Origin of the sequence: Massilia endophytica (assembly GCF_021165955.1) — a bacterium.
Lineage (GTDB): Bacteria > Pseudomonadota > Gammaproteobacteria > Burkholderiales > Burkholderiaceae_D > Rugamonas > Rugamonas endophytica.
In genome coordinates this window covers 4,525,024-4,550,539 of record NZ_CP088952.1, presented here as the reverse complement: position 1 = coordinate 4,550,539, position 25,516 = coordinate 4,525,024, and the positions used below count along the sequence as shown (strand labels likewise).

28 protein-coding genes and 1 tRNA gene are annotated in these 25,516 nt (G+C 65.4%); 22 read left to right on the top strand and 7 right to left on the bottom strand.

Going from position 1 to position 25,516, the window contains the following annotated elements; translation table 11 throughout:
• Positions 1 to 72 precede the first annotated feature (72 nt).
• Positions 73 to 1,293, top strand: a complete 1,221-nt coding sequence (locus tag LSQ66_RS20835; RefSeq protein WP_231767078.1) for an HD-GYP domain-containing protein — start codon at positions 73 to 75, stop codon at positions 1,291 to 1,293.
• A 9-nt stretch (positions 1,294 to 1,302) separates the two neighbouring features.
• Here the strand turns inward: LSQ66_RS20835 and LSQ66_RS20830 are convergent, their stop codons facing one another.
• A complete protein-coding gene (locus LSQ66_RS20830; RefSeq protein WP_231767077.1) occupies positions 1,303 to 2,349 on the bottom strand; it encodes a GGDEF domain-containing protein in 1,047 nt (348 codons plus the stop codon).
• A gap of 403 nt (positions 2,350 to 2,752) precedes the next feature.
• On the opposite strand from LSQ66_RS20830, the gene LSQ66_RS20825 reads away from it, so the two are divergent.
• The 14 genes from LSQ66_RS20825 (at position 2,753) to LSQ66_RS20760 (ending at position 15,227) form a co-directional block, all read left to right on the top strand.
• Complete coding sequence (locus LSQ66_RS20825) at positions 2,753 to 2,935, top strand: Flp family type IVb pilin (protein WP_231767076.1); 183 nt, start codon at positions 2,753 to 2,755, stop codon at positions 2,933 to 2,935.
• A gap of 46 nt (positions 2,936 to 2,981) precedes the next feature.
• Positions 2,982 to 3,419 (top strand): A24 family peptidase, encoded by a 438-nt coding sequence (locus LSQ66_RS20820; RefSeq protein WP_231767075.1) that lies wholly within the window; start codon positions 2,982 to 2,984, stop codon positions 3,417 to 3,419.
• A 68-nt stretch (positions 3,420 to 3,487) separates the two neighbouring features.
• The gene (locus tag LSQ66_RS20815) at positions 3,488 to 4,846 is read left to right on the top strand and encodes an ATP-binding protein (protein WP_231767074.1); all 1,359 of its coding nucleotides are present in this window, start codon (positions 3,488 to 3,490) and stop codon (positions 4,844 to 4,846) included.
• Complete coding sequence (gene cpaB, locus LSQ66_RS20810; RefSeq protein ID WP_231767073.1) at positions 4,843 to 5,673, top strand: Flp pilus assembly protein CpaB; 831 nt, start codon at positions 4,843 to 4,845, stop codon at positions 5,671 to 5,673. Before LSQ66_RS20815 ends, cpaB begins: the two co-directional genes overlap by 4 nt.
• A gap of 9 nt (positions 5,674 to 5,682) precedes the next feature.
• Positions 5,683 to 7,152 (top strand): type II and III secretion system protein family protein, encoded by a 1,470-nt coding sequence (locus tag LSQ66_RS20805; RefSeq protein ID WP_231767072.1) that lies wholly within the window; start codon positions 5,683 to 5,685, stop codon positions 7,150 to 7,152.
• Between the two features lie 11 nt (positions 7,153 to 7,163).
• A complete protein-coding gene (locus LSQ66_RS20800) occupies positions 7,164 to 7,442 on the top strand; it encodes a hypothetical protein (protein ID WP_231767071.1) in 279 nt (92 codons plus the stop codon).
• Positions 7,439 to 8,842, top strand: coding sequence for a TadE/TadG family type IV pilus assembly protein (locus tag LSQ66_RS20795; RefSeq protein ID WP_231767070.1), 1,404 nt, complete (start codon positions 7,439 to 7,441; stop codon positions 8,840 to 8,842). Before LSQ66_RS20800 ends, LSQ66_RS20795 begins: the two co-directional genes overlap by 4 nt.
• On the top strand, positions 8,839 to 9,306 hold the full coding sequence (locus LSQ66_RS20790; protein ID WP_231767069.1) for a TadE/TadG family type IV pilus assembly protein: 468 nt from the start codon (positions 8,839 to 8,841) through the stop codon (positions 9,304 to 9,306). Before LSQ66_RS20795 ends, LSQ66_RS20790 begins: the two co-directional genes overlap by 4 nt.
• Positions 9,296 to 9,859 carry a TadE family protein gene (locus LSQ66_RS20785; protein ID WP_231767068.1) on the top strand — a complete coding sequence of 188 codons (564 nt, stop codon included), beginning with the start codon at positions 9,296 to 9,298 and terminating at the stop codon, positions 9,857 to 9,859. Before LSQ66_RS20790 ends, LSQ66_RS20785 begins: the two co-directional genes overlap by 11 nt.
• Before the next feature lie 22 nt (positions 9,860 to 9,881).
• Positions 9,882 to 11,057, top strand: a complete 1,176-nt coding sequence (locus LSQ66_RS20780; RefSeq protein ID WP_231767067.1) for an AAA family ATPase — start codon at positions 9,882 to 9,884, stop codon at positions 11,055 to 11,057.
• Between the two features lie 10 nt (positions 11,058 to 11,067).
• Positions 11,068 to 12,417: a CpaF family protein gene (locus LSQ66_RS20775; protein WP_231767066.1), complete on the top strand. Its 1,350-nt coding sequence runs from the start codon at positions 11,068 to 11,070 to the stop codon at positions 12,415 to 12,417.
• A gap of 9 nt (positions 12,418 to 12,426) precedes the next feature.
• Positions 12,427 to 13,401 (top strand): type II secretion system F family protein, encoded by a 975-nt coding sequence (locus LSQ66_RS20770; RefSeq protein ID WP_231767065.1) that lies wholly within the window; start codon positions 12,427 to 12,429, stop codon positions 13,399 to 13,401.
• Positions 13,398 to 14,342, top strand: a complete 945-nt coding sequence (locus LSQ66_RS20765; protein WP_231767064.1) for a type II secretion system F family protein — start codon at positions 13,398 to 13,400, stop codon at positions 14,340 to 14,342. The genes LSQ66_RS20770 and LSQ66_RS20765 overlap by 4 nt, the downstream gene beginning before the upstream one ends.
• Before the next feature lie 12 nt (positions 14,343 to 14,354).
• Positions 14,355 to 15,227, top strand: coding sequence for a LytR C-terminal domain-containing protein (locus LSQ66_RS20760; protein ID WP_231767063.1), 873 nt, complete (start codon positions 14,355 to 14,357; stop codon positions 15,225 to 15,227).
• 12 nt (positions 15,228 to 15,239) lie between these two features.
• Here LSQ66_RS20760 and LSQ66_RS20755 read toward each other — a convergent pair whose 3' ends face one another.
• The 3 genes from LSQ66_RS20755 to LSQ66_RS20745 form a co-directional block, all read right to left on the bottom strand.
• Entirely contained in the window at positions 15,240 to 16,004 is a 765-nt protein-coding gene (locus LSQ66_RS20755; protein WP_231767062.1) for a GIN domain-containing protein, read from the bottom strand.
• A 30-nt stretch (positions 16,005 to 16,034) separates the two neighbouring features.
• Positions 16,035 to 16,241, bottom strand: coding sequence for a hypothetical protein (locus tag LSQ66_RS20750; protein WP_231767061.1), 207 nt, complete (start codon positions 16,239 to 16,241; stop codon positions 16,035 to 16,037).
• A 153-nt stretch (positions 16,242 to 16,394) separates the two neighbouring features.
• Complete coding sequence (locus tag LSQ66_RS20745) at positions 16,395 to 17,471, bottom strand: tartrate dehydrogenase (protein WP_231767060.1); 1,077 nt, start codon at positions 17,469 to 17,471, stop codon at positions 16,395 to 16,397.
• 82 nt (positions 17,472 to 17,553) lie between these two features.
• Here LSQ66_RS20745 and LSQ66_RS20740 point away from each other — a divergent pair, with 82 nt between their 5' ends.
• Positions 17,554 to 18,447: a LysR family transcriptional regulator gene (locus LSQ66_RS20740; protein ID WP_231767059.1), complete on the top strand. Its 894-nt coding sequence runs from the start codon at positions 17,554 to 17,556 to the stop codon at positions 18,445 to 18,447.
• 4 nt (positions 18,448 to 18,451) lie between these two features.
• Here the strand turns inward: LSQ66_RS20740 and LSQ66_RS20735 are convergent, their stop codons facing one another.
• The 3 genes from LSQ66_RS20735 to mscL are packed head-to-tail and all read right to left on the bottom strand — an operon-like array spanning position 18,452 to position 20,780.
• Complete coding sequence (locus LSQ66_RS20735; RefSeq protein ID WP_231767058.1) at positions 18,452 to 19,144, bottom strand: DUF2461 domain-containing protein; 693 nt, start codon at positions 19,142 to 19,144, stop codon at positions 18,452 to 18,454.
• Positions 19,145 to 19,150: 6 nt separating this feature from the next.
• Entirely contained in the window at positions 19,151 to 20,308 is a 1,158-nt protein-coding gene (locus LSQ66_RS20730; RefSeq protein WP_231767057.1) for a Do family serine endopeptidase, read from the bottom strand.
• A 49-nt stretch (positions 20,309 to 20,357) separates the two neighbouring features.
• The gene (mscL, locus tag LSQ66_RS20725; protein ID WP_269449109.1) at positions 20,358 to 20,780 is read right to left on the bottom strand and encodes a large conductance mechanosensitive channel protein MscL; all 423 of its coding nucleotides are present in this window, start codon (positions 20,778 to 20,780) and stop codon (positions 20,358 to 20,360) included.
• Positions 20,781 to 20,982: 202 nt separating this feature from the next.
• On the opposite strand from mscL, the gene petA reads away from it, so the two are divergent.
• From petA to LSQ66_RS20695, 6 genes are all read left to right on the top strand, one after another.
• Complete coding sequence (gene petA / locus LSQ66_RS20720) at positions 20,983 to 21,591, top strand: ubiquinol-cytochrome c reductase iron-sulfur subunit (RefSeq protein ID WP_231767056.1); 609 nt, start codon at positions 20,983 to 20,985, stop codon at positions 21,589 to 21,591.
• A gap of 3 nt (positions 21,592 to 21,594) precedes the next feature.
• A complete protein-coding gene (locus tag LSQ66_RS20715; protein WP_231767055.1) occupies positions 21,595 to 23,007 on the top strand; it encodes a cytochrome b in 1,413 nt (470 codons plus the stop codon).
• Positions 23,008 to 23,031: 24 nt separating this feature from the next.
• Positions 23,032 to 23,799 (top strand): cytochrome c1, encoded by a 768-nt coding sequence (locus LSQ66_RS20710; RefSeq protein ID WP_231767054.1) that lies wholly within the window; start codon positions 23,032 to 23,034, stop codon positions 23,797 to 23,799.
• 114 nt (positions 23,800 to 23,913) lie between these two features.
• Positions 23,914 to 24,525, top strand: a complete 612-nt coding sequence (locus tag LSQ66_RS20705) for a glutathione S-transferase N-terminal domain-containing protein (RefSeq protein WP_130316072.1) — start codon at positions 23,914 to 23,916, stop codon at positions 24,523 to 24,525.
• A gap of 142 nt (positions 24,526 to 24,667) precedes the next feature.
• The gene (locus LSQ66_RS20700) at positions 24,668 to 25,171 is read left to right on the top strand and encodes a ClpXP protease specificity-enhancing factor (protein ID WP_231767053.1); all 504 of its coding nucleotides are present in this window, start codon (positions 24,668 to 24,670) and stop codon (positions 25,169 to 25,171) included.
• 26 nt (positions 25,172 to 25,197) lie between these two features.
• Positions 25,198 to 25,273, top strand: a tRNA-Thr gene (locus tag LSQ66_RS20695).
• The last annotated feature ends 243 nt before the right edge of the window (positions 25,274 to 25,516 follow it).

Sequence of the window (25,516 nt, the reverse complement as noted above, 5' to 3'; positions counted from 1 at the left end):
TTTTGGGCAACTAATTTTGCTATACTTATTCTAGCGCTTCGCGCCCATTTTCCCCTTCATTGCCGCCCGATCATGTTAAAGAAAGTCGATTCCTCCCAACTCAAGATCGGCATGTTCATCCACGACCTCAGCTGTGACTGGATGACCCATCCCTTCGTTCGCAACCGTTTCGAGATCACGGAAGAAGAAGAAATCCGCAAGATCCTGAGGGCGGGCATCCACGATGTGGTGATCGACATCAGCAAGGGGCTGGACGTGCAGGATGCGCCCACGCTGGCGGAAGCGCAGCAGGCGACCGAGCGCGAGGTGGTGGAGATTGCGTCGCAGCCGATCAAGATCGTCAAGGCCTCGCTGGGCGAGGAGCTCCAGCGCGCAGCCCAGATCCGCAACCAGGCCGCTGGCCTGGTGCGCAGCGTGATGGCCGATGTCCGCCTGGGCAAGGCGGTTGAAGTAGACGCCGTTCAACCGGTGGTGCAGAACATTACCGAGTCGATCCTGCGCAATCCCGGCGCGCTGCTCGGCCTCCTGCGCATCAAGACCAAGGACGACTACACCTTCCTGCACTCGGTGAGCGTGTGCGCGCTGCTGGTGGCCTTCTGCAATTCGCGCGGCATGGATCCCGAGATCACGCGCGAGGCGGGCCTGGGCGGCCTGCTGCACGATACGGGCAAGGCCCTGGTGCCGGACGCCATCCTGAACAAACCGGGCCCCCTGACCGACGAAGAATTCGCCATCATCCGCAAGCATCCGGAAGACGGCTACAACATCCTGAAGCAGTCGCCGGAAGTACCGCAGATCGCGCTGGACATCACGCGCCACCACCACGAGCGGCGCGACGGCAGCGGCTATCCCGACAAGCAGGCGGGCGACAGCATCAGCGAACTGGCGCAGATGGCCGCCATCGTCGACGTGTACGACGCCATCACGGCGGACCGCTGCTACCACAAGGGCATGTCCGCCGCGGCGGCCCTGCGCAAGATCTACGAGTGGAGCAAGTTCCATTTCAATCCGCAGATGGTGCAGGAGTTCATGCGCTGCGTGGGCATCTACCCGGTGGGCACCCTGGTGCTGCTGGAGTCGGGCCGCCTGGGCGTGGTGGTGGAGCCGCACGAGACCAACCTGCTGGCGCCGAAGGTGAACGTGTTCTTCCACACCAAGAAGAACCTCTACATCAAGCCGGAAACGGTGGACCTGTCGAAGGCGCTGGGCTTTGGCGGCGGCGACAAGATCGTGGGCCACGAGACTCCGAGCAAGTGGAACGTGGACCCCATGCGCTTCATGACGCTGAACTGAGGCGGCGCCTCAGAAGAATTCGGCGGTATCGTTCGATTCGATGGTTTGCAGCTGCCCGCTGCTGACCAGTTCATCATAGTGGCAAGACATGTTGCGGCCGTGGCTCTTGGCGTAGTACAGGGCCTGGTCGGCGCGTCCCAGCACCACCACCGGCGCATCGTAGGCGCTGATGCTGGTGAAGCCCACGCTCACCGTCACCTTGCCCACCTGGGGGAAATCGTGCTGCTCCACGTTGATGCGGAAGCGGTCGATGATCTTCTTCGCGTTCTCCAGCGTGGTGGAACGCAGCAGCACCACGAACTCCTCGCCGCCGAAGCGGAACACGCGGTCCTGTGCACGGAAGGAGGACTGCAGCAGGTTGGCGATGAGGATCAGTACCTCGTCGCCGTACAGGTGGCCGAACTTGTCGTTCACGTGCTTGAAGTGGTCCACGTCGACCACGGCCAGCCACTGCTTTTCTTCCTCGTGATGGTGGCGGCGTTCCGTTTCGCCGGGCGGCAGCGATACCGCTTCCTGCTCGCCGCTCGAATGCAGCATCTTGGCCAGCTGGTCGTCGAAGGTCTTGCGGTTCAGCAGTCCGGTCAGGGAATCGCGCTCGCTGTAGTCGAGCAGGTTCTGGAAATTGCGGTAGACGCTGACCACGCCGCCGATGGTGTGGATGGTGTCGCTCGTGTAGGGCGTGGGATTGACGATCTCGAGGCAGGTGTCGGCCTTGTCGCCGATCCAGATCGGCATCCACAGCGTGTGGTTGCCTTCCGCATCGATCGCGTCGGCGTTCGATTCGTGGCGCGCGATGCAGGCCGCCAGCGCAGGGAAGGAAGCAATGGGCTCGCCGGGATTCGACGGGTCGGCCAGTTCCACCATGCGGGCAGGGGAGCCGGCGCCGACGGCGGCGCGCGGACGCACGAAGAGCTGGCCGCGCACATTGGCGATGGTGAGCACGCGCGCCTGGCTGGCGCGCGCCAGTTCCTGCACCGCCGAGATCACGGAGATGTCGAGCATCGCGTGATCGCGGTGGCCAGTCATGTCCACCATGTGTTTCAGTAGGGAATCCATGCTCTCTTTTGGATAATCACTTACTCATCGCAGCAGCCGCCATTGTTTCCTTGTATCAAGGCGCGCAGTGAGCCGAAGCACGGTGCCTTTCCAAAGGACAGCTGATCAGCATAAAGGCTTTTTGCATAATAGGCAATTATCCTTTGCGAAAAATTTTTGAAAACGCCACGATTTTACCGTCCGCTTTTTCACGGCAGCGCTCGCCAGACGCAGTCGCGGGCGCACTTCCAGTTTGACATACGCCAAACATCATGTCAGTCGCAATTCGGTAGTGGCTTGGCGCAAATAATTCCGTGTGGAAAACTTGCGTACCGTCAACAGCCACCGGCACATCGCTCCTATAGTGGACTCAATGGCTGCGCAGCAAGGCGCCAGAGTTTTCCTCTACTTCAAGGAGTACATCATGAACGCACTGTATAGCGCTGTAAGGCAGTTTGTGCGGGACGAAGAGGGCATCACGGCGATCGAGTATGGTCTGGTCGCCGCGGTATTGGCTGTGGCAGTGACCGTCGCCTTCGATGTATTGGGCGATGGCTTGAAAGATGCCTTTGATGTTCTGGTCACCAAGCTGACCCCGGCACCCTGACCCAGCTTGATCCCCCGGCCCCAAGGCCAGGGGATCTTTTTTCATCATGAATGGCAGCGAACTGATTCTGCTGTGGCTGGTGGTGCAGGCTGCCGCCACGGACCTCACGCTGCGCCGGATTCCCAATGTGCTGGTGGCCGCTGGACTGCTGCTCGCGCTGGCGCTGCGTTGCACCGCCGACCCCCAATGGTCCACTGCCCTGGACTGGCTGGCCGGCGCAATGGCGGGACTGCTGGTCTTCCTGCCGATGTACGTGTTGCGGGGCATGGCCGCCGGAGACGTGAAGCTGATGGCCATGGTCGGCGGCTTCACCGGCGCCGCGGGCGCCCTGGTGACCGCCGTGCTGACGGCCCTGGCGGGCGGCGCGCTGGCCCTACTGTGGCTGAGTTTTGTGCCCGCCCACGGGCCGGAGCGGCGCGGCATGCCTTACGGCGTCGCCATCGCCTTCGGCACCATGGCCTGGCTGTTCTGGCAGCACCGCTGATTTTTGCTGGACATCAATATCCGATAGGAAACGCCTCGCTAACATCGTGTCCTCAACAGGAGAAACACATGATCGAGCATTCCCCCTTCAGCACGACGCAAGAAGCCGACCTTCCCCTGCTGCCCCAGCCGCCCCGCTCGGTGCAGGAAACGGGGCTGGACCTGAGCCTGCTGTGCGAACTGTGCGCCAAGACGCTCTACGTGGGCGGCAAGATGCACCTGCCCGTCCTCACCACCCGCCTGCGCCTGCCCGTCAGCGTGCTGCGCGAAGTGCTGGACACGCTGGTGGCGGACCAGTTGGCCGAGGTTTCCTGGCGCGGCGAATCGGAGATCGACGTGCAGTACCAGCTGACGGGACCGGGCCGCCAGCGCGCGGCGGGATGGCTGGAGCGCAGCGCCTATGTGGGCCCGGCGCCGGTGCCGCTCGAAATGTACCGCTCGGTCTCGCAGCGCCAGGCGGCGACCCTGCCGCGCGTGAGCGCCCAGGACGTGGCCGAAGCCTTCGCCGAGGACTGCCTCTCGCCGCAGGTGCGCGAACTGGTGGGGGCCGCCCTGCATTCGGGCCGCGCCCTGTTCCTCTACGGCCCTTCCGGCAGCGGCAAGTCGACCCTGGCGCGCAAGCTGGGACGGCTGCTGCACGGGGTGGTCGCGGTGCCCTACGCGCTGGCGGTGGGGCCCGAGATCGTGCAGCTCCACGACCCGGCCGTGCACCTGCCGCCGCCGCTGGCCCAGCAGGCGCGCCACGGCGCCGATCGCCGCAGCACGGACGCACGCTGGGCCCTCTGCCAGCGCCCCGTGCTGCAGCTGGGGGCGGAGCTTACGCAGCCCATGCTGGACCTGCGCCGCGACAGCGCGCATGGCTGCTACCAGGCGCCGCCCCACCTGAAGGCGAACAACGGCCTGCTGATCGTGGACGATCTGGGCCGCCAGCGCATTCCGGCGGACGAACTGCTGGCCCGCTTCGCGCGGCCCGTGGAGCAGCAGCAGGACGTGCTCTCGCTGCAGGGCGGCAGCGAATTCACGGTTCCCTTCAACGTGGTGCTGGCGCTGGTCACCAGCCAGGAGCCGGAAATGCTGCTGGACGCGGGCGCGCTGCGCAGGGCAGGCTACAAGATCCACATCGGCCCCCTGGGCGACGCCGCCTACCGCACCCTGTTCCGCCAGCAGTGCCGCGCCTGCGGCATGGAGGTGGACGAGGGCGCACTGGCCTACCTCGTGGAGGAGCTGCACCGCGGAGGAGGCCAACCGCTGCTGGCGAGTTTCCCTCGCGAGATCCTCGGCCGCGTCGCCGACTTCGCGGGCTACGCCGGCCAGCCCGCCCGGCCCACCGTGGCCGCGCTGGACCAGGCCTGGTCCAGCATGTTCGCCGCCACCGTACCGCAGCTGGCCACCGGTACTGAAGGCAGCCTCTTTGCGAGGATCGAATGAAATACCGCCGCGCACTCCTCATGCTGGCCCTGGCCGTCGTCTTCGGCATAGCGGCCGTGATGCTGGCTTCGCGCTGGCTCCTGCGCCAGGGCCCCGGCGCAGCACGCATCGTGGTCTCCGCCGCCGATGCGAACCTGGGCCAGCGCCTCAGCCCGGACATGGTGAAGCTGGCCGACTGGCCCGCCGACGGGCTGCCCCAGGGCGCCCTGCGCGATCCCGCCGCCCTGAGCGGGCGGGTGCTCAAGACCAGCGTGCTGCGCGGCGAGGCGCTCACGGAAGCGAAGCTGGCGCCGGCCGGCACACTGGGCGGGCTCTCCGCGGTGATCAGCGAAGGCAAGCGCGCCATCACCGTGCGCGTGAACGACGTGATCGGCGTGGCGGGCTTCGCGCTGCCCGGCACCTTCGTCGACATTCTCGTCAACACGCAGACGGAGCCCGGGGTAAAGCAGGAACACGCGATCTCGAAGATCGTGCTCGAACGGATTCTCGTGCTGGCAGTGGCCCAGGAAGTCAGCCGCGACGAGACCAAGCCCCGCGTGGTGAACGCCGTGACGCTGGAAGTCACGCCGGAACAGGCGGAGCAGCTGGACCTGGCGCGCAGCGTGGGCACGCTGTCGCTCGTGCTGCGCAACCAGGTCGATCCGACGCCCGGGGTGACGCCCGGCGCAACCAAGGGCACGCTGCTCGGTCTTGCAAAAGAGCCGGCCGCGCCCGCACTGGCGGTGGCAGCACAGCCGCCCAAGCCGCCGAAGCCGCCCCGCGAACCCGCGCCGCGCTACTGCATCGGCGCCATCGATGGTGTACGCAGCAGCAGGGAATGCCTTTGAGGAGCAGCCATGGTCCCCCGTCGAACGATCGCCGCCGCCAGCCTGCTGCTGGCCGCTGCAAGCGCCGCCGCCGCGCTGCCGAAGGAGGCGAAGGAGGCAAAGGAAGCCGCGCCGCGCGGTGATGGCCTGCAGTGCCGGGGCGATCCCGGCGCGCCCGCCAGCCTGGCTCTCCAGCTGGGCAAGTCGTCCCTCTACCGTCTCCCCGAGCAGGTGGCGGGACGCAGCATCGGCCATCCCGGCGTGCTGCAGGCCATGCTGGTGGCGCCGCAGACGCTCTACCTCGTTGGCGTGGAGGTGGGCAGCACGAACATGATCGTGCAGGGCCGCAGCGGCGCCTGCACCGTCGTGGACGTCACCGTGAGCATGGACCCCTCGGCCCTGCAGGCGGCGCTGGCCACGCTGCTGCCGAACGAGAAGAATATCCGCGTCAGCGCGGCCGCCGATTCCCTCGTCCTGAGCGGAACCGTGGAGGATGGCGCGACACTGGCGCGTGTGCTCGACCTGGCGCAGGCCTATGTGCGCAAGCCCCTGCGCGCCCTGCGCGAAGGGCGCGAGGAGAACGGCCAGCGCGGCGGCGACCAGGACGCGGCGGCGGCGAAGGACCCGCAGGTCCGCATCGTGAACCTCCTCAGCGTGACGGCGCCGCAGCAGGTCATGCTGGAGGTGAAGATCGCCGAAGTTTCCAAGACCCTGCTGGACCGGCTGGAAAGCGCCATCGGCCTGCACAAGGGCATCGGCAGCTGGACCGCGACCCTGTTCTCGGACCTGCTGACCGGCACGGCGGCAGGCGGCGTCAACCTCCTCAAATCCAACGGCAACCGGGTGGCGCTGGAAGCGGACCGCCAGAACGGCCTGGTACGCGTGCTGGCCGAACCCACCATCGTGGCCATGAGCGGCCAGGAGGGCAACTTCCTCGCGGGCGGGAAGATACTGGTGCCGGTGGCGCAGGACAACAACAAGGTCACGCTGGAGGAGAAGGAATTCGGCGTCGGCCTGCGCTTCACGCCCACGGTGCTGGGCGGAGGGCGCATCAACCTGAGCGTGGCGCCCGAGGTTTCGGAACTGTCGCGCGACGGCGTGGGCATCAATGCCCAGGGCCTGAATGCGCGCGCCATCCTGCCCCTCATCACCACGCGGCGCGCCATGACGACGGTGCAGCTGAACGACGGCCAGAGCCTGGCCATCGGCGGCCTGATCCGGCACAACCAGGTCAGCAACATCCACGGCCTGCCGCTGCTGGGCGAGATCCCCGTACTGGGCGCCCTGTTCCGCAGCACCGACTTCCAGCAGGACCGCAGCGAACTGGTATTCGTGATCACGGCGCGCCTGGTCAAGCCCCTGCCTGCCGTGCCGGCGCTGCCCACCGATACCCTGCAGCCGGCCAGCCGCGCCGAGTTGTTCCTGGGCGGCCGCCTCGAATCCGCCACGCCGCCGCAGCCTGTGCAGGACGCGCGGCCCTCCGGCTACCGCCTGAAATGAGGAGCACTGCGATGAAACGCCACCTCTTGCTCATGTTCTGCGCCGCCGCCGCGGGCTGCGGCGCCACCCTGCAGGCAACGACGCCGCGCTGGGACCAGCAGGCCGGCGAAATCAGCCGCGCCACCTTCGCCCAGCAGGTGCTCGATCCCGACGCGGGCCGGCGGCGCGACGCCAATCCCGCGCAGGACGGGCGCAGCGCGGCGGCGACCCAGACCCGCTACCAGAAATCCTATGCCGCACCCGTGGCGCCGCCCAGCGCCTTCACCATCGGCGTCGCGGAATCGAAATGAAACCCGCGCTGCGGCGCCAGCGCGGCGCCTTCTCGATCATGTACGCCTTTCTGCTGCCGATTATCCTCGGCTTCGCAGGCCTGGCGCTGGACCTGGGCGTGATGTACAACCGCCAGACCCAGTTGCAGACGGCTTCGGACCGGATCGTGCTCGCGGCGGCCCAGCAGCTGAATGGCACCGCCGCAGGCATCACGGCCGCCGCCACCCGCGCCCAGACCGCCGCGCAGAACATCAAGGTGGGCGGGCAGGTGCTGCCCTGGAACGTGGCTGCGCTCAGTTTCAGCGACAGCCCGGATACGGCGGAAGGGGCCTGGCTCAGCGCCGCGGCGGCCCAGGCAGCGCCTGCGGACATCCGCTACGCCAGGGTCGATACCCGCCAGCTCGCGGCGGACGTGGGGCAGGTGCAGCCGGTGTTCTTCAACGCGCTGAGGTCGACCGGCGCAGCCGTGCTGGCGGCAGCCTCCGTGGCGGGCAAGACGAAGCTGGGCATCACGCCTTTCGCCATCTGCGCGATGGACAGCGCGGCCGTCGCCCAGCGCATCAATCCCGCTGGCGCCCCGGTCAGCGAGCGGGTGGAATACGGCTTCCGGTACGGCGTGGGCTACAACCTGCTCAAGCTGAACCCGGCCCTGGGCGCAACGGACGGCGAAATGTTCCTGGTGAATCCGCTCGACGCGCCCGGCCAGCCCAATGTGCCGGGGAACACGGACGACAGCGTGGTCGCGCCCTTTATCTGCAACGGGGAACTGGCCTATCCACGGCTCTCGGGCGGCCAGCTGAACCTGCGGCGCATCGCGTCCTTCGCGCTGTGGCAGGAGCTCAACTCGCGCTTCGCCAACTATGCCTCGCCGTCCTGCAGCGCCGCCGCGGCGCCGCCGGATACCAACATCATGGCCTACACGGCGCCCGTGTGGCAGGCAAATCCGCCCGCTGCCGTCACCGCCCAGCAGTCCAGCGGGGCCGGGCAGCCGCTGCGCACAATCGCCGACCTGCCGCCGCCACTGGCCGCCACAGCGCCGGGCAACTACGGCACGCTGTGGGCCTATGGTCCGGCGCATACCTACCCCGGCAACGGCTCCGTGCCGAAGGCGCAGATGAATACCCTGTATCCGGGAAGCCCCGCCACCACGGCGGCGGCATATCCCGGGCTGCCGCCCTACCTGAACTCTGGCGCGGCGTACAAGACCCAGCCGCCCATCAAAGGCCGCGCCTCGCGCCGCATCCTGAATATTCCCCTGCTGGCCTGTCCGGTTCCCGCTGGTGCGACGGTCCAGGCCAATGTGCTTGCGGTGGGCCGTTTCCTGTTGACGGCGCAGGCGACAGCGGCCGTGCTGCCGGGAGAATTCGCCGGTACGGTCGACCCCAACGCGCTGGCCCAGACTGCGGAGCTGTTCCGATGAAAACGCGACCAGGCAATCGGCAGCGCGGTATTGCGGCCTTCGAGTTCTACTTTGTGCTCCTGGCCAGCGTCCTGCTCCTGTTCATGCTCATTCTGTGCGGGCGCATGGCCTGGTATGCCAATGTGCTGAACAAGGCAATGTACGACGCCGCGCGCATGGTGGCGTCCGCGCCGCCCGAGGTGCTCACCAACACGGCGGTGAACCCCCAGCTGTTCGCCGCCGCCGGGAACATGGTGGCGGATGCGCTGGCGGCCGCCGGCGTGAGCCCCGGCATCGGCCCCGGCTCGGTTCAGGTCCTGTGCGATGACGTCACCTGCGCAGGCAACATTCCGCCGCAGTCGGTCAGCCTGCACGTCCGCCTGCCGGTGACGCCGGACGGCATTGGCGTGGACGCGCTCATTGCAGCATTCGGAACAAGCGACTGGAACCTGGATGCAGTGGTGGAGGTGAGCTATGCGCCCTGACATCCGGAAGCGGCGCGGCCGCGGCGTGATCATCGTGGAGATGGCCCTGTACATGCTGGCCCTGCTGGTCATGCTGGTGGGCCTGTTCGAAGTTTCGCGCCTGCTCTTTGTATGGAATGCCGTGCAGGACGTAACGAGGCGGGCGGCGCGCGCCGCGGCCATGACCGACTTCTCGGACCCGGCAGCCATGACCGCGCTGCGCAGCTCCGCGCTGTTCACGGCGGGAAGAATGCCGCTCGCGCCCTTCCTCGACGTGAATACATTGCGGATCGAGTACCTGTCGCAGGCGCCGGGCGGCGGTCCGGCGGCGCTGACGGCCATGCCTGCGTGCCCGATGCGCAACGCCGTCAATTGCGCACGCGATCCGAACGGGGGCGACTGCATCCGCTTCGTGCGCGCCAGCTTCTGCTCCAATGCCAACGGCGAATGCGTGCCTGTACCGTACGAGCCCATGCTGCCCCTGCTGCCCGTGAATGCGGTCGTGCCGCCGTCGGCCACGGTGGTGCGTGCGGAATCGCTGGGGCGGCGGCCCGGCATGGCGAATTGCCCCTGACTTTGCGAAACGAGGGAACGACATGAAGACGCTGATCATCAGTAAGGACAGCCTGCTGCATGCAGAAATCGCCGCCCAGGGTTCCGCGCGCCTGCCCACGCTGCAGCTGACTTCTTCCCGCAAGAGCCTCAAGGAGGCAGTGGACCGCATCGTGCCCGACGCGCCGGAACTGGTGATCCTGGACGCGAGCGACGTGGAACCGGCCGAGGCGGACCTGGTGGACCGCCTGGCGCGGCTGTATCCCAACGCCAGCTTCATCCTGCTCACGCGCGAACCGCAGCAGGAGCTGCTGATCCATGCCATGCGCGCGGGCATGCGCGAAGTGCTGCAGCTGCCCCTGGTGCACCGCGCATTCCACGAGGCCATGGACCGCATCGAGATCGAGGCCGGGATCACGCGCCAGCGCGACGGCAGGGTGCTGGCTTTCATCGCCTGCAAGGGCGGCAGCGGCGCCACCTTCCTGTCCACGAACCTGGGCCACGCGCTGGCGGCGCTGGGAGAGAAGAAGACGCTGCTGATCGACCTGCACGGCCAGTTCGGCGACGCGGCGCTCTATGTCTCGGACCAGAAGCCGAGCATGACGCTCTCCGATGTGTGCGCCCAGATCGCGCGCATGGACGGGGCCTTCCTCGAATCCTGCCTGGTGCACGTGGCGCCCAACTACGGCATCCTGGCGGCGGCGGACGATCCGAACCACGCGGTGGAGATGAAGCCGGAGCATATCGAAGCGATCCTGCGGGTGGCGCGCCAGCACTTCGACTACATACTGCTGGACGTGGGCCGCCAGATCGACGCCATCTCCCTGCGCGCCCTCGACACGGCGGACGCCATCTATCCCGTGCTGCAGCTGGCGCTGCCCGACATCCGCGACGGGCGCCGGCTGCTGGACATCTTCCGCTCCCTGGGCTATCCCATCGAGCGCACCCGCCTCATCGTGAACCGCTACGAGAAGGGCGGCAAGCTGCGCCTGGCGGACCTCGAACAGGCCCTGGGCGCACCCGTGCTGCACACCATGCCCAACGACTACCTGGCCGTCACGGACTCCGTCAACCAGGGCGTGCCCGCGCTCGAGATCTCGCGCACCAGCCTGATAGCGCGCAGCCTGGCGGAGCTGGTGGAGATGCTGACCTCGCGCCGCGTCCATGAGAGCAAGGGCCTGTTCGACCGCCTGTTCGGCCGCAGCGAAACGGAACACTGAAGGAGGCGATATGAGTCTGCGCGAACGACTGTCCCTGGCGGAGGAACACCGTCCCGGCATGGCTGTCCAGCTGGAGCAGGCCGGTACGGCGGCCTATCTGGAACTGAAGAAGACCATGCACCAGCTGATCCTGGACAGGATCGACCTTGAGCGCCTGAAGCGGCTGACGCCGGAGCAGTTCAAGCACGAGTTGGCCCTGCTGGTCCAGCGCATCATCGAGGACGAGCGCATTGTGCTGAACCAGAGCGAGCGCCACCACCTGGTGCTGGACATCCAGCACGAGATGCTCGGCTTCGGGCCCCTGGAGCCGCTGCTGAGCGATCCCGGCGTGTCCGACATCCTCGTCAACACGCACGACAAGGTCTACGTGGAGCGCGCGGGACGCCTGGAACTCACGAACGTGAGCTTCCACGACAACGCCCACCTGATGAAGATCATCGAGAAGATCGTGTCGCGAGTGGGCCGCCGGGTGGACGAGTCCAGCCCCATGGTGGACGCACGCCTGCCGGACGGCTCGCGGGTGAACGCCATCATTCCGCCGCTGGCGGTGGACGGCCCCGTGCTGTCGATCCGGCGCTTCTCCGCCAATCCGCTGACCGTGGAACGCCTGCTCGAGTTCAAGAGCCTCACGCCGCCGATGGTGCAGGTGCTGCAGGCGCTGGGCCATGCCAAGATCAATATCCTGATCTCCGGCGGCACGGGCAGCGGCAAAACCACCCTGCTGAACGTGCTGTCCGGCTTCATTCCTGGCACGGAGCGCATCGTGACAATCGAGGACGCCGCCGAACTCCAGCTGCGCCAGCCCCACGTGGTGCGCCTGGAAACGCGGCCGCCGAATCTGGAGGGGAAGGGCGAGGTCACCCAGCGCGCGCTCGTGCGCAATGCGCTGCGCATGCGGCCGGACCGCATCATCCTGGGCGAGGTGCGCGGGGCCGAAGCCATCGACATGCTGCAGGCCATGAACACTGGCCACGAAGGCTCGCTGGCCACCATCCACTCCAACTCCCCGCGCGATGCCCTGTCGCGGCTGGAAAACATGGTGGGCATGGCAGGCGTGAACCTCACCTCGCGCGCGGTGCGCCAGCAGATCTGCTCCGCCGTCACCGTGGTGATGCAGGTGTCCCGGCTTACGGACGGCGCGCGCAAGCTGGTGAGCCTGCAGGAGGTGACGGGCATGGAAGGCGACGTCATTGCCATGCACGAGATCTTCCGCTTCGACCAGACAGGCGTGGACGCCAGCGGCAGGGTGCAGGGCAGCTTCTCCGCCACCGGCGTGCGCCCGCGCTTCGCCGACCGCCTGCGCCTGTTTGGCGCGCCCGTGCCGGACAGCGTCTTCGATCCCGACCGGGTCTATGAATAGGGGCCGCTCATGGACATGGCGCTCACCTTCTTCTACGTCTTCCTGTTCGCCTCCGTCATCTTCGCCGTGGAAGCGGCATGGCTGTGGTGGCAGGCGCGCCACGGCGGCAGCTCGCGCCGCATCGCGCGGCGGCTCCAGCTCATGTCCGGCCGCGCCGACGGCGCCGAGCGGATCAGCATTCTCAAGCAGCGCCGTTACGCTGCGTCCCCGCTGCTGGAGGACTGGCTGCGCCGCATACCCCGGATGGCCGTCCTGGACCGGTGGCTGATGCAGTCGGGTCAGGCATGGCAGGTGGGGCGCTTCCTTGCTGCCTGGGCGGCCCTTGTGATCGTGAGCTGGAGCCTGCTGGCCATGCTGTCCGTACCCCTGCTGGCCTTCCTGGTCATGGGAGGACTGTGCGCTGCCGCGCCCATGGCCCTGCTGTTCCATCTGCGCGCCGCCCGGCTCAAGAAGATTCTGGAACAGCTGCCGGATGCGGCGGACTTTCTCAGCCGCGCGCTGAGGGCAGGGCACTCCTTTGCCAACGTGCTGCAGATGGCGGGCCATGAGCTGCCGGAGCCCATCGGCGGCGAGTTCCGCACCTGCTACGAGGAGATCAACTACGGCGTGCCGATGAACGAAGCCCTGCACAACCTGGCGATCCGCATCCCGCTCACGGACCTGCGCTACCTGGTGATTGCGGTGCTGATCCAGCGCGAATCGGGCGGCAATCTCGCCGAGCTGCTTGGCAATATCAGCCGCATGACGCGCGCGCGGCTCAAGCTCGTGGGCCAGGTGCGGGTGCTGTCGGCGGAAGGCCGCCTCTCGGCCTGGATCCTGGCCACCCTGCCGGTGGGCGTGGCGGCCGTGATGTCCATCACCAGCCCCAAATACATAGGCCTGCTGTGGACCGACCCGGCCGGCCCGAAGCTGCTCTGGTATGCGGCAGGCGGCGTGCTGTTCGGCGTACTCTGGATGCGCAACACCATAAGGATACGGGTATGAACGGCTCGCAGATTGCCTTCCTGGCGGTTGTGTTCTTCGCTGTCGCGATTCCGGCGCTCGCCGCCATGCTGGCCCTGTCGCCCGTACCCTTGCGCGACCGCCTGCGCGCCTTCCGCGGCAAGGACTCCGCAGCGCGTGTGGATGAAGGAGGCGGGTGGGTGGAGCGCGTGGCCCGCGTGGCGAGGCCCTTCACCCGCCTGTCGCTGCCGGAGGAGGGCTGGGAGCGGTCGCCGCTGCGCACCCGCTTCATGAACGCGGGCTGGCGCAGCGCCAACGCGCCGGTGCTCTATTTCGCCGCGAAGACAGTGCTCGCCATCGGCCTTCCCCTTGTGCTGGCGATTGTGCTGGCGGGTTCGCAGTCGGCGGGCTTGCGCAAGATCTTCCTGCTTCTGCTCTGCTCCACGGCTGCCATCGGCTACTACCTGCCCAACATGATCCTGGCCCGCACGGCCGAACGGCGCCAGCGCGAGATCTTCGAGAACCTGCCTGACGCCCTCGACCTTCTCACGATCTGCGTGGAAGCGGGCCTGAGCCTGGAGAGGGCCCTGAGCAAGGTGGCGAGCGAAATGCACGTGAAGAGCGTCGTGCTGGCCCAGGAGCTGCAGCTGGTGCTGATGGAGCTGCGCGCGGGCTTCAGCAAGGACAAGGCGCTGCGCAACTTTGCCCTGCGCAGCGGCGTGGAGGACGTGGATACCCTCGTGGCCATGCTGATCCAGTCCGAGCGCTTCGGCACCAGCATGGGCGACTCGCTGCGCGTGCATTCCGAAAACCTCCGCCTGAAGCGGAGCCTGATGGCGGAAGAGGCTGCGGCCCGCATCGCGCTCAAGCTCCTGTTCCCGCTGATCTTCTGCATCTTCCCGGCGCTGATGCTGGTGCTGCTGGGGCCTGCCGCCATCCAGATTACGCGTGTTCTGCTGCCCTCCCTGACCGGCGGCCATTAAGGAGAAAGGACCATGCAAACGAAACGGAAGATCCTCGCTGCCGCCTGCGCCAGCCTCGCGCTCTGTTCCTGCAGCCTGCCGCGCTTCGGCGCGGCGCCCGCGCCGGTGGCGGTTGCCAGCGCGGATGCCTACTACGCGCTGGGACGAAGCCACTACGCGGCATCCCGGCTGCACGAGGCGCAGCACGCCTATCTGCTCGCCCTGCAGCGCGACGCAGGCCATGTCGATGCGCGCAACGGCCTGGCGGTGCTGCTGGCGGAACGGGGCGAAACGGCGCAGGCCATCGAGATCTGGAAAAAGCTCGCCGGGGAAGACCTGGCGCCGCCGGATATGTCGCTGGTATTGGGCAACCTCGCGCATGCGCTCTCGAAACAGGGAAACGCGCCGGACGCGCTGACGGCGCTCGAAAGGGCGGCCCTTCTTAACCCGCTCGATGCGGGAACGTGGCAGCAGCTCGGCAAGGCGCTCAGCGATGCAGGCGAGGAGGCGCGGGCGAAGACGATGATGAGCCAGGCCGAGAGCCTTCGCGCGCACGATATCCGCGCGGACTACGCCCTGGTGGCGGCAAGCGAAGCGCCCGCGCTGAAGCTGGAGATCAGCAACGGGAACGGCGTGAACGGCATGGCGGCCGACTGGGCGCGCAGGCTGCGCAGCGGCGCCTGGCAATCCGTGCGGCTCACGAATACCCTGCCTTTCGCCGTTCCGCGCACGCGCATCGAGTTCACGGCAGAACGCGAGGCCGCCGCTCAGGCGCTCGCGAAACGCATCGGCGGAGCGTCGCTGCAGAAGGTGGCGTCGCAGAGTGTGGACCTGCGCATTGTGCTGGGCTGGGACCAGCGCGCACAAAAACAAATGCCCGCACAAGGCGGGCAGCATGCTCCGTGAGGGAGAGGACCGTCAGTTGAAGGCGACCCGTCCCAGGCCGCGCGCGCTGGTGCTGCGGCTGACGGGGTTGCCGTAGACGGTGGCCGAACCGAGGCCGCTCAGGCGCAGGTTCGCGGCGGACTTCGCGTACACCGTGGCGCCTCCCAGGCCGGTCATGTCCACATCCACGCTGTCGGAGCGCAGCTGCTGCGCATCCAGGCTGCCCACGCCGCCCAGGCGGGCGCGCAGGGTTTTGCTTTGGCCGCTGATCGAGATCTGGCCTGCGCCGCGCAGGTTCAGGTCCACGGCGTCCGCCATGCCGGCATTCACGGTCATGCTGCCGGCGCCGTTCAGGCTTGCGTCCACCGTGCGGTACTGCGAAGCCATGTTCACGGAGCCTGCGCCTTCCAGGGTCAGGCGAACCTTGTCGCCTTTGAAGCCGCTCACTTCCGCGCTGCCCACGCCCGCCGACACGAGTTCGGTAAGGTTCGGCAGCGTCAGTTCGGCGCGCAGGTTGGGGTGGCCGAGGTGGATGCCATGCAGGTCCGTTCCGATGCGCAGGGTTTCGCCCTTCTGCGTCACCACGATCTTCTGCACGTAGCGCTTGTCGCCATACACCACCAGCGAGGCCGGACCCTGTTTCAGTTTCAGGTCGATCACGCCATCGAGGTAAACCTTCACAGTGCGCGCATCCACGGTGCGCGATTCGCTGATGATCTCATCCGCCAGCACGGGGGCAGCCGCCGTTGCGTACAGGGCTACAGCCATCATCGTTGCGTTGACAAACTTGTTCATCATGCTCTCCTGCGTGAAGGTTGGATGCTGCGATTACAGTGCTGCTTTTTCTGCTGCGGTCAGGCGCTTTGCGGTGACGGTTACAACAGGCATTGCAGCATCGGCCTTCACTTCAACGGCTGCCACAGGTGCGGTGGCGCGGTGTGCGAGCTTCGGCACGGCGGCCGTTGCGAAGCTGGTTGCGCCTACGATTACCAGGGTGGCGAGGAAGATGGTTTCCATGTTTTTAGCGATGTTCATGATCGGCTCCTTGTGTCGGTTGGGGTTTGCATTTCGTCTTTCGATGTGTGAACTATAGAGAAGCGCTATGTCCAGCACTATCGACTTGCGACGAAATGCGTTTTTGGCGACATGAACTGCGTTTAGGCCGTACTGGAGGGGATTTCCGGAGGCTCAGATGAGCGCAGCGATGGCCTCCCCCATCTGTGTGGTGTTCGCGCTGCCGCCCATGTCCGGCGTGCGCGGGCCGTCCACGAGCACCTTCTCTATGGCGGCCATGATGGCGTCGTGCGCGGCCTTGAACTGCGCATCGCCCTGGCCGAGGAAGTCCAGCATCATGGCCCCCGACCACACCATGGCCACCGGGTTGGCGATATTCCTGCCGTAGATGTCCGGCGCCGAGCCGTGCACGGGTTCGAACAGGGAGGGGAAGTTCCGCTCCGGGTTCAGGTTGCCGGAAGGGGCAATGCCGATGGTGCCAGTACAGGCGGGACCGAGATCGCTCAGGATATCGCCGAAGAGATTGGAGGCCACCACCACATCGAAACGCTCGGGGCTCAGCACGAAGCGCGCGCAGAGGATATCGATGTGGTACTTGTCCCACTTCACATCCGCGTAGGACGGCGCCATGGCTTCCACGCGCTCGTCCCAGTAAGGCATGGAGATGGAAATGCCGTTCGACTTCGTGGCCGAGGTGAGGTGCCTCTTCGGCCGGGACTGCGCCAGCTCGAACGCGTACTTGAGAATGCGGTCCACGCCCTGGCGCGTGAACACGGCTTCCTGCAGCACCAGCTCGCGCTCCGTGCCGGGGAACATGCGGCCGCCGACGGACGAGTATTCGCCTTCCGTATTCTCGCGCACCACGTAAAAATCGATATCGCCAGGCTTCTTGTTCGCCAGCGGGCAGGGCACGCCCGGCATCAGGCGCACGGGGCGCAGGTTCACGTACTGGTCGAACTGGCGGCGGAACTGGATGAGCGAACCCCAGAGCGAGATATGGTCGGGCACCAGGTGGGGCATGCCCACGGCGCCGAAGTAGATGGCGTCGAAGTCCTTCAGCTGGGCGAACCAGTCGTCCGGCATCATCTTGCCGTGTTCGAGGTAATAGTCGCAGCTGGCCCATTTGAAGGTGGTGAATTCCAGCGGCAGGGCGAAGCGCTGGGCGGCGGCCTGCAAGGCGCGCATACCCTCGGGCATGACCTCCTTGCCGATGCCATCCCCGGCGATGACGGCGATACGTTGTGTTTTCATAAATGCTCTCCTTTGACCGTAAGCATAGCCAAACACGCTGCGGATATAATTGACGGAATCGTGAAGTATTCGTGCACATATCGTGAATAATCCACCGCTGCTGGAAGACCTGGGTCTATTCTGCGCCGTTGTGAGGCGGCGCAGCTTCGCCGCGACCGCGCGCGAGCTGGGCGTGTCGAACGCCTATGTGAGCAAGCGCATTGCCATGCTGGAGCAGAGCATGCAGGTGCGGCTCCTGCACCGGACCACGCGCAGCGTGGCGCTGACGGAGCAGGGGCAGGTGGTGCATGGGTGGGCGCTGCGCATCCTGGAGGATGTGGAGCAGATGGCGGAAGCCGTGTCGAGCGAGAAGATGGCGCCGAGCGGGCTGCTGCGGCTGTGCACCAGCTCCGGCTTCGGGCGCAACCGGCTGGGGCCTGCCTTGTCGGCCCTGGCGAGGCAGTATCCCGCGCTCGAAATCCAGCTGGAACTGGTGGACCGCAAAGTGGACCTGATCGCGGAAGACTTTCACCTCGATATCCGCGTTGGGGAAGCGCACGAGCCGAATCTCATCTCCCGGCGCATTGCGCCGAACCAGCGCGTGCTGTGCGCTGCGCCGTCCTACCTGGAGCGCCACGGCGCGCCGCAGACGCTGGCCGAGCTGGCGCAGCACCGCTGCATCGTCATCCGCGAGCGCAGCGGCGACTTCGGGCGCTGGGCGCTGGAAGGACCGAAGGGACCGGAGGTGGTGAAGGTAAGCGGGCCGCTATCGGCCAGCAACGGCGAGATCGTCCACCAGTGGGCGCTGGACGGCCACGGCATCATCCTGCGCTCGGAATGGGATGTTGGGAGCGCGCTGGCGGATGGGCGGCTGCTGCGCGTGCTGCCCGGCTACGCGCAGCCTGCGGACGTGTGGGCCGTGTACCCCACCCGCCTCAGCGCCTCGGCCAAGGTGCGCGTCTGCGTCGAATTCCTCGAGCGCTGGCTCGCGGCCTAGCCTGTTACTCGGCTTCCTCTTCGACCTTGGCTTCGCGCATCCACTTCACCAGCGGCAGCGTGTCCTTCAGGCCGGAGACGATCAGCGGCAGCAGCAGGTCGGGCTTGTTCAGGTCGAGGTCGATGTCCGTCCAGACGAAGAAGCTTTTCAGCTTGATGAGCTCGATATGCTCGTGCTCCGGGTCGAAGCCCTTCGGCGGCCGCTGCAGCTTGCCGTCCTCTTCGCGGATGGAACCATAGCGGGCCTTCAGCGCCCTGTTGTTGAGCACCTTGCGCAGGCCTGCAGGATCTTCCACGATGTGATTGCGCAGCGCCTTCAGCCTGTGCGGCGGCGGAATGTATTCGCCCGCGCCAATGTGCAGCCGCCCCTCGCCGTTCAGCTGGAAGTAGTAGGTGGGCCCGCCCGCCTGCGTGGGACGCCGCTGGTCGTTCGGCGCCAGCGCCGCCGAGAAGTGCGTCTTGTACGGGCTCTTGTCGTGGGCGAAGCGCACGTCGCGGTTGATGCGGAACATGGCCTTCTTAGGATTGCAGAACTTCACCGCCGGATCGAACTTGCCCACTTCCACAATCACGTCCGTCACCAGCTGCAGGAACTCCTCGCGCAGGATGTCGTAGCGCGGCTTGTTCATCACGAACCAGGGACGATTGTTGTTTTCGGCCAGCTCCTGGAGGTAGCCGTTCAGGTCACGCAGATGCATTCTTGTTTACTTTCTCGGTCGCGGGCGCTGGCCCACGGTGATGGATAGATCGGTCTCGCGGGATTTGCGCAGCACGCGCATGGTGGATTTGCCGCCCGGTTCAAGCTGGGCGATCAGGTTGATCATGTCGTTGGTGTCCTTCACGGCCTTGCCGTCCACGGAGAGCAGAATGTCGCCCGGCTTCATGCCCGCCTTGTCCGCCGGCCCGTTGCGCACCACGCCCGCGATGATGGCGCCGCTGTCGCGTTTCAGGTCGAAGCTCTTGGCCAGCTCCGGCGTGATCTCCTGCGATTCCACGCCGATCCAGCCGCGCACTACGTGCCCGCTCTTGATGATGGATTCCATCACGGACTTGGCCGTCGTTACCGGAATGGCGAAGCCGATGCCCACCGAGCCGCCCGTTTGCGAATAGATGGCCGAGTTGATGCCCAGGAGATTGCCGTTGGTGTCGATCAGCGCGCCGCCCGAGTTGCCGAAGTTGATGGCAGCATCGGTCTGGATGAAATTCTCGAAATGGTTGATGTGCAGGTTGTTGCGCCCCAGCGCGGAGATGATGCCCATGGTGACCGTCTGCCCCACGCCGAAGGGGTTGCCGATGGCGAGCACCACATCGCCCACCTTGGCCGACTCCGCATGCCCCAGCACGATCACCGGCAGCTTGGGCAGGTCGATCTTGATGACGGCAAGGTCGGTCTCGGGATCGGTGCCCACCATTGCGGCCTTGGCCTTGCGCCCGTCCGCCAGCACCACTTCGATATCGTCCGCCGCTTCCACCACGTGGTTGTTGGTGAGGATATAGCCGTCCGGGCTGACGATGACGCCCGAGCCCAGGCTGTTCTGGTCGTCGTCCTCCTCCTCGCCATCCGGCTCGCCGAAGAAGCGCTTGAAATAGGGATCGCGCATCAGTGGATGCTTGCGCTGCACCGCCTTGGAAGTGAGGATGTTGACGACGGCGGGCATGGCCCGTCCCGCCGCGGAGCGGAAGGAGTTCGGGGTGGGCGCCGGCGCCGCCTCGATGGTGGCGGCGGGCTGGCTTGCCGTGCCCAGCTGCTGCACGGTGGCCGGACGCCGCAGCCGGAAGTCCGGCTGCACGGCGTAGTAGACAAGATACAGTGCCAGGGCAATGGTCACCGTTTGCGCAAACAATAACCAGAGTCGTCGCATGGCGTTCGTTCAAGAAGCGCCGTTCACCGGCGCATGGGAAGTCCAGCCGCTATTTTCGCAAAGAATCGCGAATCTCGCGCAGCAGCAGCACATCTTCGGCGGGCGGCGCCGTTTCGGCGGCGGCGGCAGGCTCGTTCGCGCGGCGCGCCTTGTTCACCAGCCGCACCATCTGGAAGATGACGAAGGCCAGGATGATGAAGTTCAGCAGGATGGTGAGGAAATTGCCGTAGGCGATGACCGCGCCCAGCTTCTTCGCCTCCGCCAGGCTCAGCGCCGCGGCCTGCCCGTTCAGGGGAATGTAGTAATTGGAGAAGTCCAGCCCGCCCAGCAGCTTGCCGATTGGTGGCATGATGATGTCCTGCACCAGCGAGTCGACGATCTTGCTGAAGGCCGCGCCAATGATCACACCCACCGCCAGGTCGATCACATTGCCTTTCATCGCAAATTCTTTAAATTCTTGCAACATTGCCATGATGTCCTCCGTGTTGTGGTGCTGCCCGATGATACGGTTTTTTCAACATTGCGCCAAATCCGGCGCCGCTCCCCATGGGGACGCTTTCGCCAAATGCAACGTTTTGCTTTAAATCGTCATGCGCTTGCCTTATAATTTAAGGTTGCTAGAAGCTCTATTGACGCATAACAAAAGATTCGCATTTTGACTGATTGGGGTTTGTATGAGTAACGAAAAGCAGGTCGATTCCAGCCGTCGCGGTCTGCTCGTCGCCACGTGCGCGGCGGGTGGGGCAGTAGGTCTGGGCACCGCCGGGGTGTTGGTGAGCACGTTCCAGCCTTCGGAACGCGCGAAAGCCGCAGGCGCGCCGGTTGAAGTGGACATCTCCACGCTGCAGCCTGGCGAGATGCGCACCGTGGAATGGCGCGGCAAGCCGGTCTGGATTCTGAAGCGCACGCCCGAGATGGTCGCTTCGCTGAAGCAAACCCACGATAAAGTCGCCGACGCCGATTCCAAGCGCAATCCGGAGGAGTTCACCCCGGAATACTGCATGAACGAGAACCGCTCGATCAAGCCGGAGATCCTGGTGGCCGTGGGCATCTGCACCCACCTGGGCTGCTCCCCATCCTCGAAGTTCACCCCCGGCCCGCAGCCTTCGCTGCCGGACGACTGGGCGGGCGGCTTCCTCTGCCCTTGCCACGGTTCGACCTTCGACATGGCCGGCCGCGTGTTCAAGAACAAGCCGGCGCCGGACAACCTGCAAGTGCCGCGTCACATGTACCTGAGCGACACCAAGATCGTGATCGGCAAAGACGAGAAAGGCGAGGCATAAGACATGGGCGCTTTCAAGGAAACCAAATTCCCGGCCGACGCGCCGGCAGGCCAGAAGGCCCTGGGCTGGGTCGATGACCGCTTCCCGCTGTCCAAGCTGTGGAACGACCAGTGGGGCAAGTACTACGCTCCGAAGAACTTCAACTTCTGGTACATCTTCGGCTCCCTGGCCATGCTGGTGCTGGTGCTGCAGATCGTTACCGGCATCTTCCTGACCATGCACTACAAGCCGGACGCCAACCTGGCCTTCGGCTCCGTGGAATACATCATGCGCGAAGTGCCATGGGGCTGGCTGGTGCGCTACATGCACTCCACCGGCGCCTCGGCCTTCTTCATCATTGTGTACCTGCACATGACCCGCGGCCTGCTCTACGGCTCCTACCGCAAGCCGCGCGAGCTGATCTGGCTGTTCGGTTTCGCCATCTTCCTGTGCCTGATGGCCGAAGCCTTCTTCGGCTACCTGCTGCCATGGGGCCAGATGTCGTACTGGGGCGCGCAGGTGATTGTGAACCTGTTCGGCGCCATTCCGCTGATCGGCCCTGACCTGTCGCTGTGGATCCGCGGCGACTACGTGGTGTCCGACGCCACCCTGAACCGCTTCTTCGCCTTCCACGTGATCGCGATTCCGCTGGTCCTGCTGGGCCTGGTGGCAGCACACCTGATCGCACTGCACGAAGTGGGTTCGAGCAACCCGGACGGCATCGAAGTGAAAGAGAACCTGGGCCCGGACGGCCACCCGCTGGACTCGATTCCTTCCCACCCGTACTACACCGTGCACGACCTGTTCGGCGTGTCCGTGTTCCTGCTGATCTTCAGCACCGTGGTGTTCTTCGCTCCGGAAATGGGCGGCTACTTCCTGGAATACAACAACTTCCTGCCGGGCGACTCCCTGAAGACCCCGCTGCACATTGCGCCGACCTGGTACTTCACGCCGTTCTACTCGGTGCTGCGCGCCACCACCGCCGACTTCATGTGGGTGCTCATGGCCGCCGTGGCTGCCTACGTGGTGTTCCTGTGGCTGAAGTCGCGCCTGTCCTTCAAGGTCAAGGCCGGCATCGCCGTGTTCGCCCTGATCGCCATCGTCGGCATGCTGCCAAGCGTGCTGGATGCGAAGTTCTGGGGCGTGGTCTTCTTCGGCAGCTCGGTCGTGATCCTGGCCTTCCTGCCGTGGCTGGACAAGTCGCCGGTGAAATCCATCCGCTACCGTCCTGACTGGCACAAGTATGTGTACGCCCTGCTGGCGCTGGCCTTCGTGACCCTGGGCTACCTGGGCACCCAGCCGCCGAGCGTGATCGGTACCATCGTGTCGCAGGTCGCCACGCTGTACTACTTCGCCTTCTTCCTGCTGATGCCATGGTGGAGCACCATGGGCAACTTCAAGAAAGTGCCGGACCGCGTCACTTTCCATCCGCACTGATCGACACCAGGCAAAGGACCAAGAATGAATTTCTATAAGAAAACGCTCGCCATCCTGGCAATCGTCGTGCCGGGCCTGGCTTTCGCCAGCGAAGGCGGCCACAAGCTGGACCGCGCGCCGGACCGCTCCACCAACATGGCGGCCCTGCAGAACGGCGCCAAGCTGTTCGTGAACTACTGCCTGAACTGCCACAACGCCTCGTCCATGCGCTACAACCGCCTGCGCGACCTGGGCCTGACGGAAGAGCAGATCAAGGCCAACCTGCTGTTCACGGGCGAAAAAGTGGGCGAAATGATGACCACCGCCATGCCCGCCAAGGACGCCAAGGCCTGGTTCGGCGTTGTGCCGCCGGACCTGTCCGTGATCGCGCGCGCCAAGGCCAGCTCCGCCGGCACCGGCGGCGACTACCTGTATACTTACCTGCGCACCTTCTACAAGGACGACACCCGCCCCACCGGCTTCAACAACCTGGTGGTGCCGAACGTGGCCATGCCGCACGTGCTGTGGGATCTGCAGGGCGTACAGGCCGCCAAGATGGTGGAGGAAAAGGACCCCCATGACGAGAGCAAGATGATCCACAAGTTCGTGGGCTTCGAGCAGGTGACCCCGGGCAAGATGAGCAAGCTGGAGTTCGACACCGCTGTGGCCGACCTGGTGGGCTACATGGAATGGATGGCCGAGCCGGCCCAGCAGTTCCGCAAGCGCCTGGGCGTGTGGGTGGTGCTGTTCCTGACCGTCTTCGCCCTGCTCGCGTGGCGCCTGAACGCCTCGTACTGGAAAGAAGTCAAATAATCCGCGCGCCGGCCCGTGCCGGCGCAGTTTTGCGCCGCTGGCCAAGAGCCAGCGGCTCAACTGGGGTGAACCGTTCGCGGTCTCGCCCCCTTTGTTTCTAAGGAACTACGAAAAATGATGGTTCTCTATTCGGGCACCACCTGCCCATTCTCCCAGCGCTGCCGCCTGGTCCTGTTCGAAAAAGGCATGGACTTCGAAGTGCGCGACGTGGACCTGTTCAACAAGCCGGAAGACATTTCGACGATGAACCCCTACGGCCAGGTGCCCATCCTGGTCGAGCGCGAACTGATCCTGTACGAATCGAACATCATCAACGAATACATCGACGAGCGCTTCCCGCACCCGCAGCTGATGCCGGCCGACCCGCTGATGCGCGCCCGCGCCCGCCTGATGCTGTTCAACTTCGAGAAAGAGCTGTTCGTCCACGTGCACACGCTGGAAAGCGAGCGCAACAAGGCGAACGACAAGAGCCACGACAAGGCCCGCGCCGAAATCCGCGACCGCCTCACCACTCTGGCCCCGCTCTTCCTGAAGAACAAGTACATGCTGGGCGACGAGTTCTCCATGCTGGACGTGGCCGTGGCCCCGCTGCTGTGGCGCCTGGACCACTACGGCATCGAACTGTCGAAGACGGCCGCGCCCCTGATGAAGTACGCCGAGCGCATCTTCTCGCGCCCTGCCTACATCGAAGCGCTGACCCCGTCCGAGAAAGTGATGCGCCGCTAATCGGCGAACCCGCGTAAAGTCAGCAAACACGCGAGAAACCGTAACTTAGGCGGGAATAACGTACCGTCGCTCCCGCGCAGGCGGGAGTCCAGGAGTGTTCCACTAACTCCCGGCTCCCCCTGCAGTAATTTGCAGAACACCCATGTCCGAAATCTCCACCAAGCCCTACATGCTGCGCGCCATCTACGAATGGTGCACCGACAGCGGCTACACGCCCTACCTGGCCGTGAAGGTCGACAGCGCCACCACCGTGCCGATGGAGTACGTGAAGAAAGGCGAAATCGTCCTCAACATCAGCTACGGCGCTACCTCGGGCCTGAAGATGGACAACGACGCCATCCACTTCCACGCCCGCTTCGGCGGCGTGTCGCGCGAGATCTACATCCCCGTCAACAACGTGATGGCCATCTACGCCAACGAAAACGGCCAAGGCATGGCCTTCGAACCGCTGCTGGGCGCCGCGCCTGCGCCTGCGCCCGCCCCGAAGGCGGAAGAACCCGCGCCGCCATCGCTGTCCGCCGTCCCCAGCGGCCCCGCACTGGCCCCCGCGCCGGCCTCCCGCAGCGAAGACGACAACGGCCCCGATGACGGCGGCGACGGCGGAGCCCCCAAGGGCGGCCGACCGACCCTCACCCGCATCAAATAGCGTATAATCGCGACCGTAAAAGTTACGCCGGCTTAGCTCATTTGGTAGAGCAGTTGATTTGTAATCATCAGGTGGCCAGTTCGAAACCGGCAGCCGGCACCAGAAAATTGGCTTTGAGTTCACCGGCTTACGTGCCTTGCACGTAAGCCGTTTCTCTTTATGTTCTTCAAGAAGTACATGCCTTTTAGCATAGCAAGAAGGATGTACGTTCATGGCAACATCGTTCAGCCCCCCTCTGGTGGCCTACCCACCACGCGCAAATGAGGGGTTCGCCCAGCACTTCCAAGCGTCGAACGTAACGTAGGGATTGGGCGCGAAGAATCGAAGATGAGATGATCCAAGGTA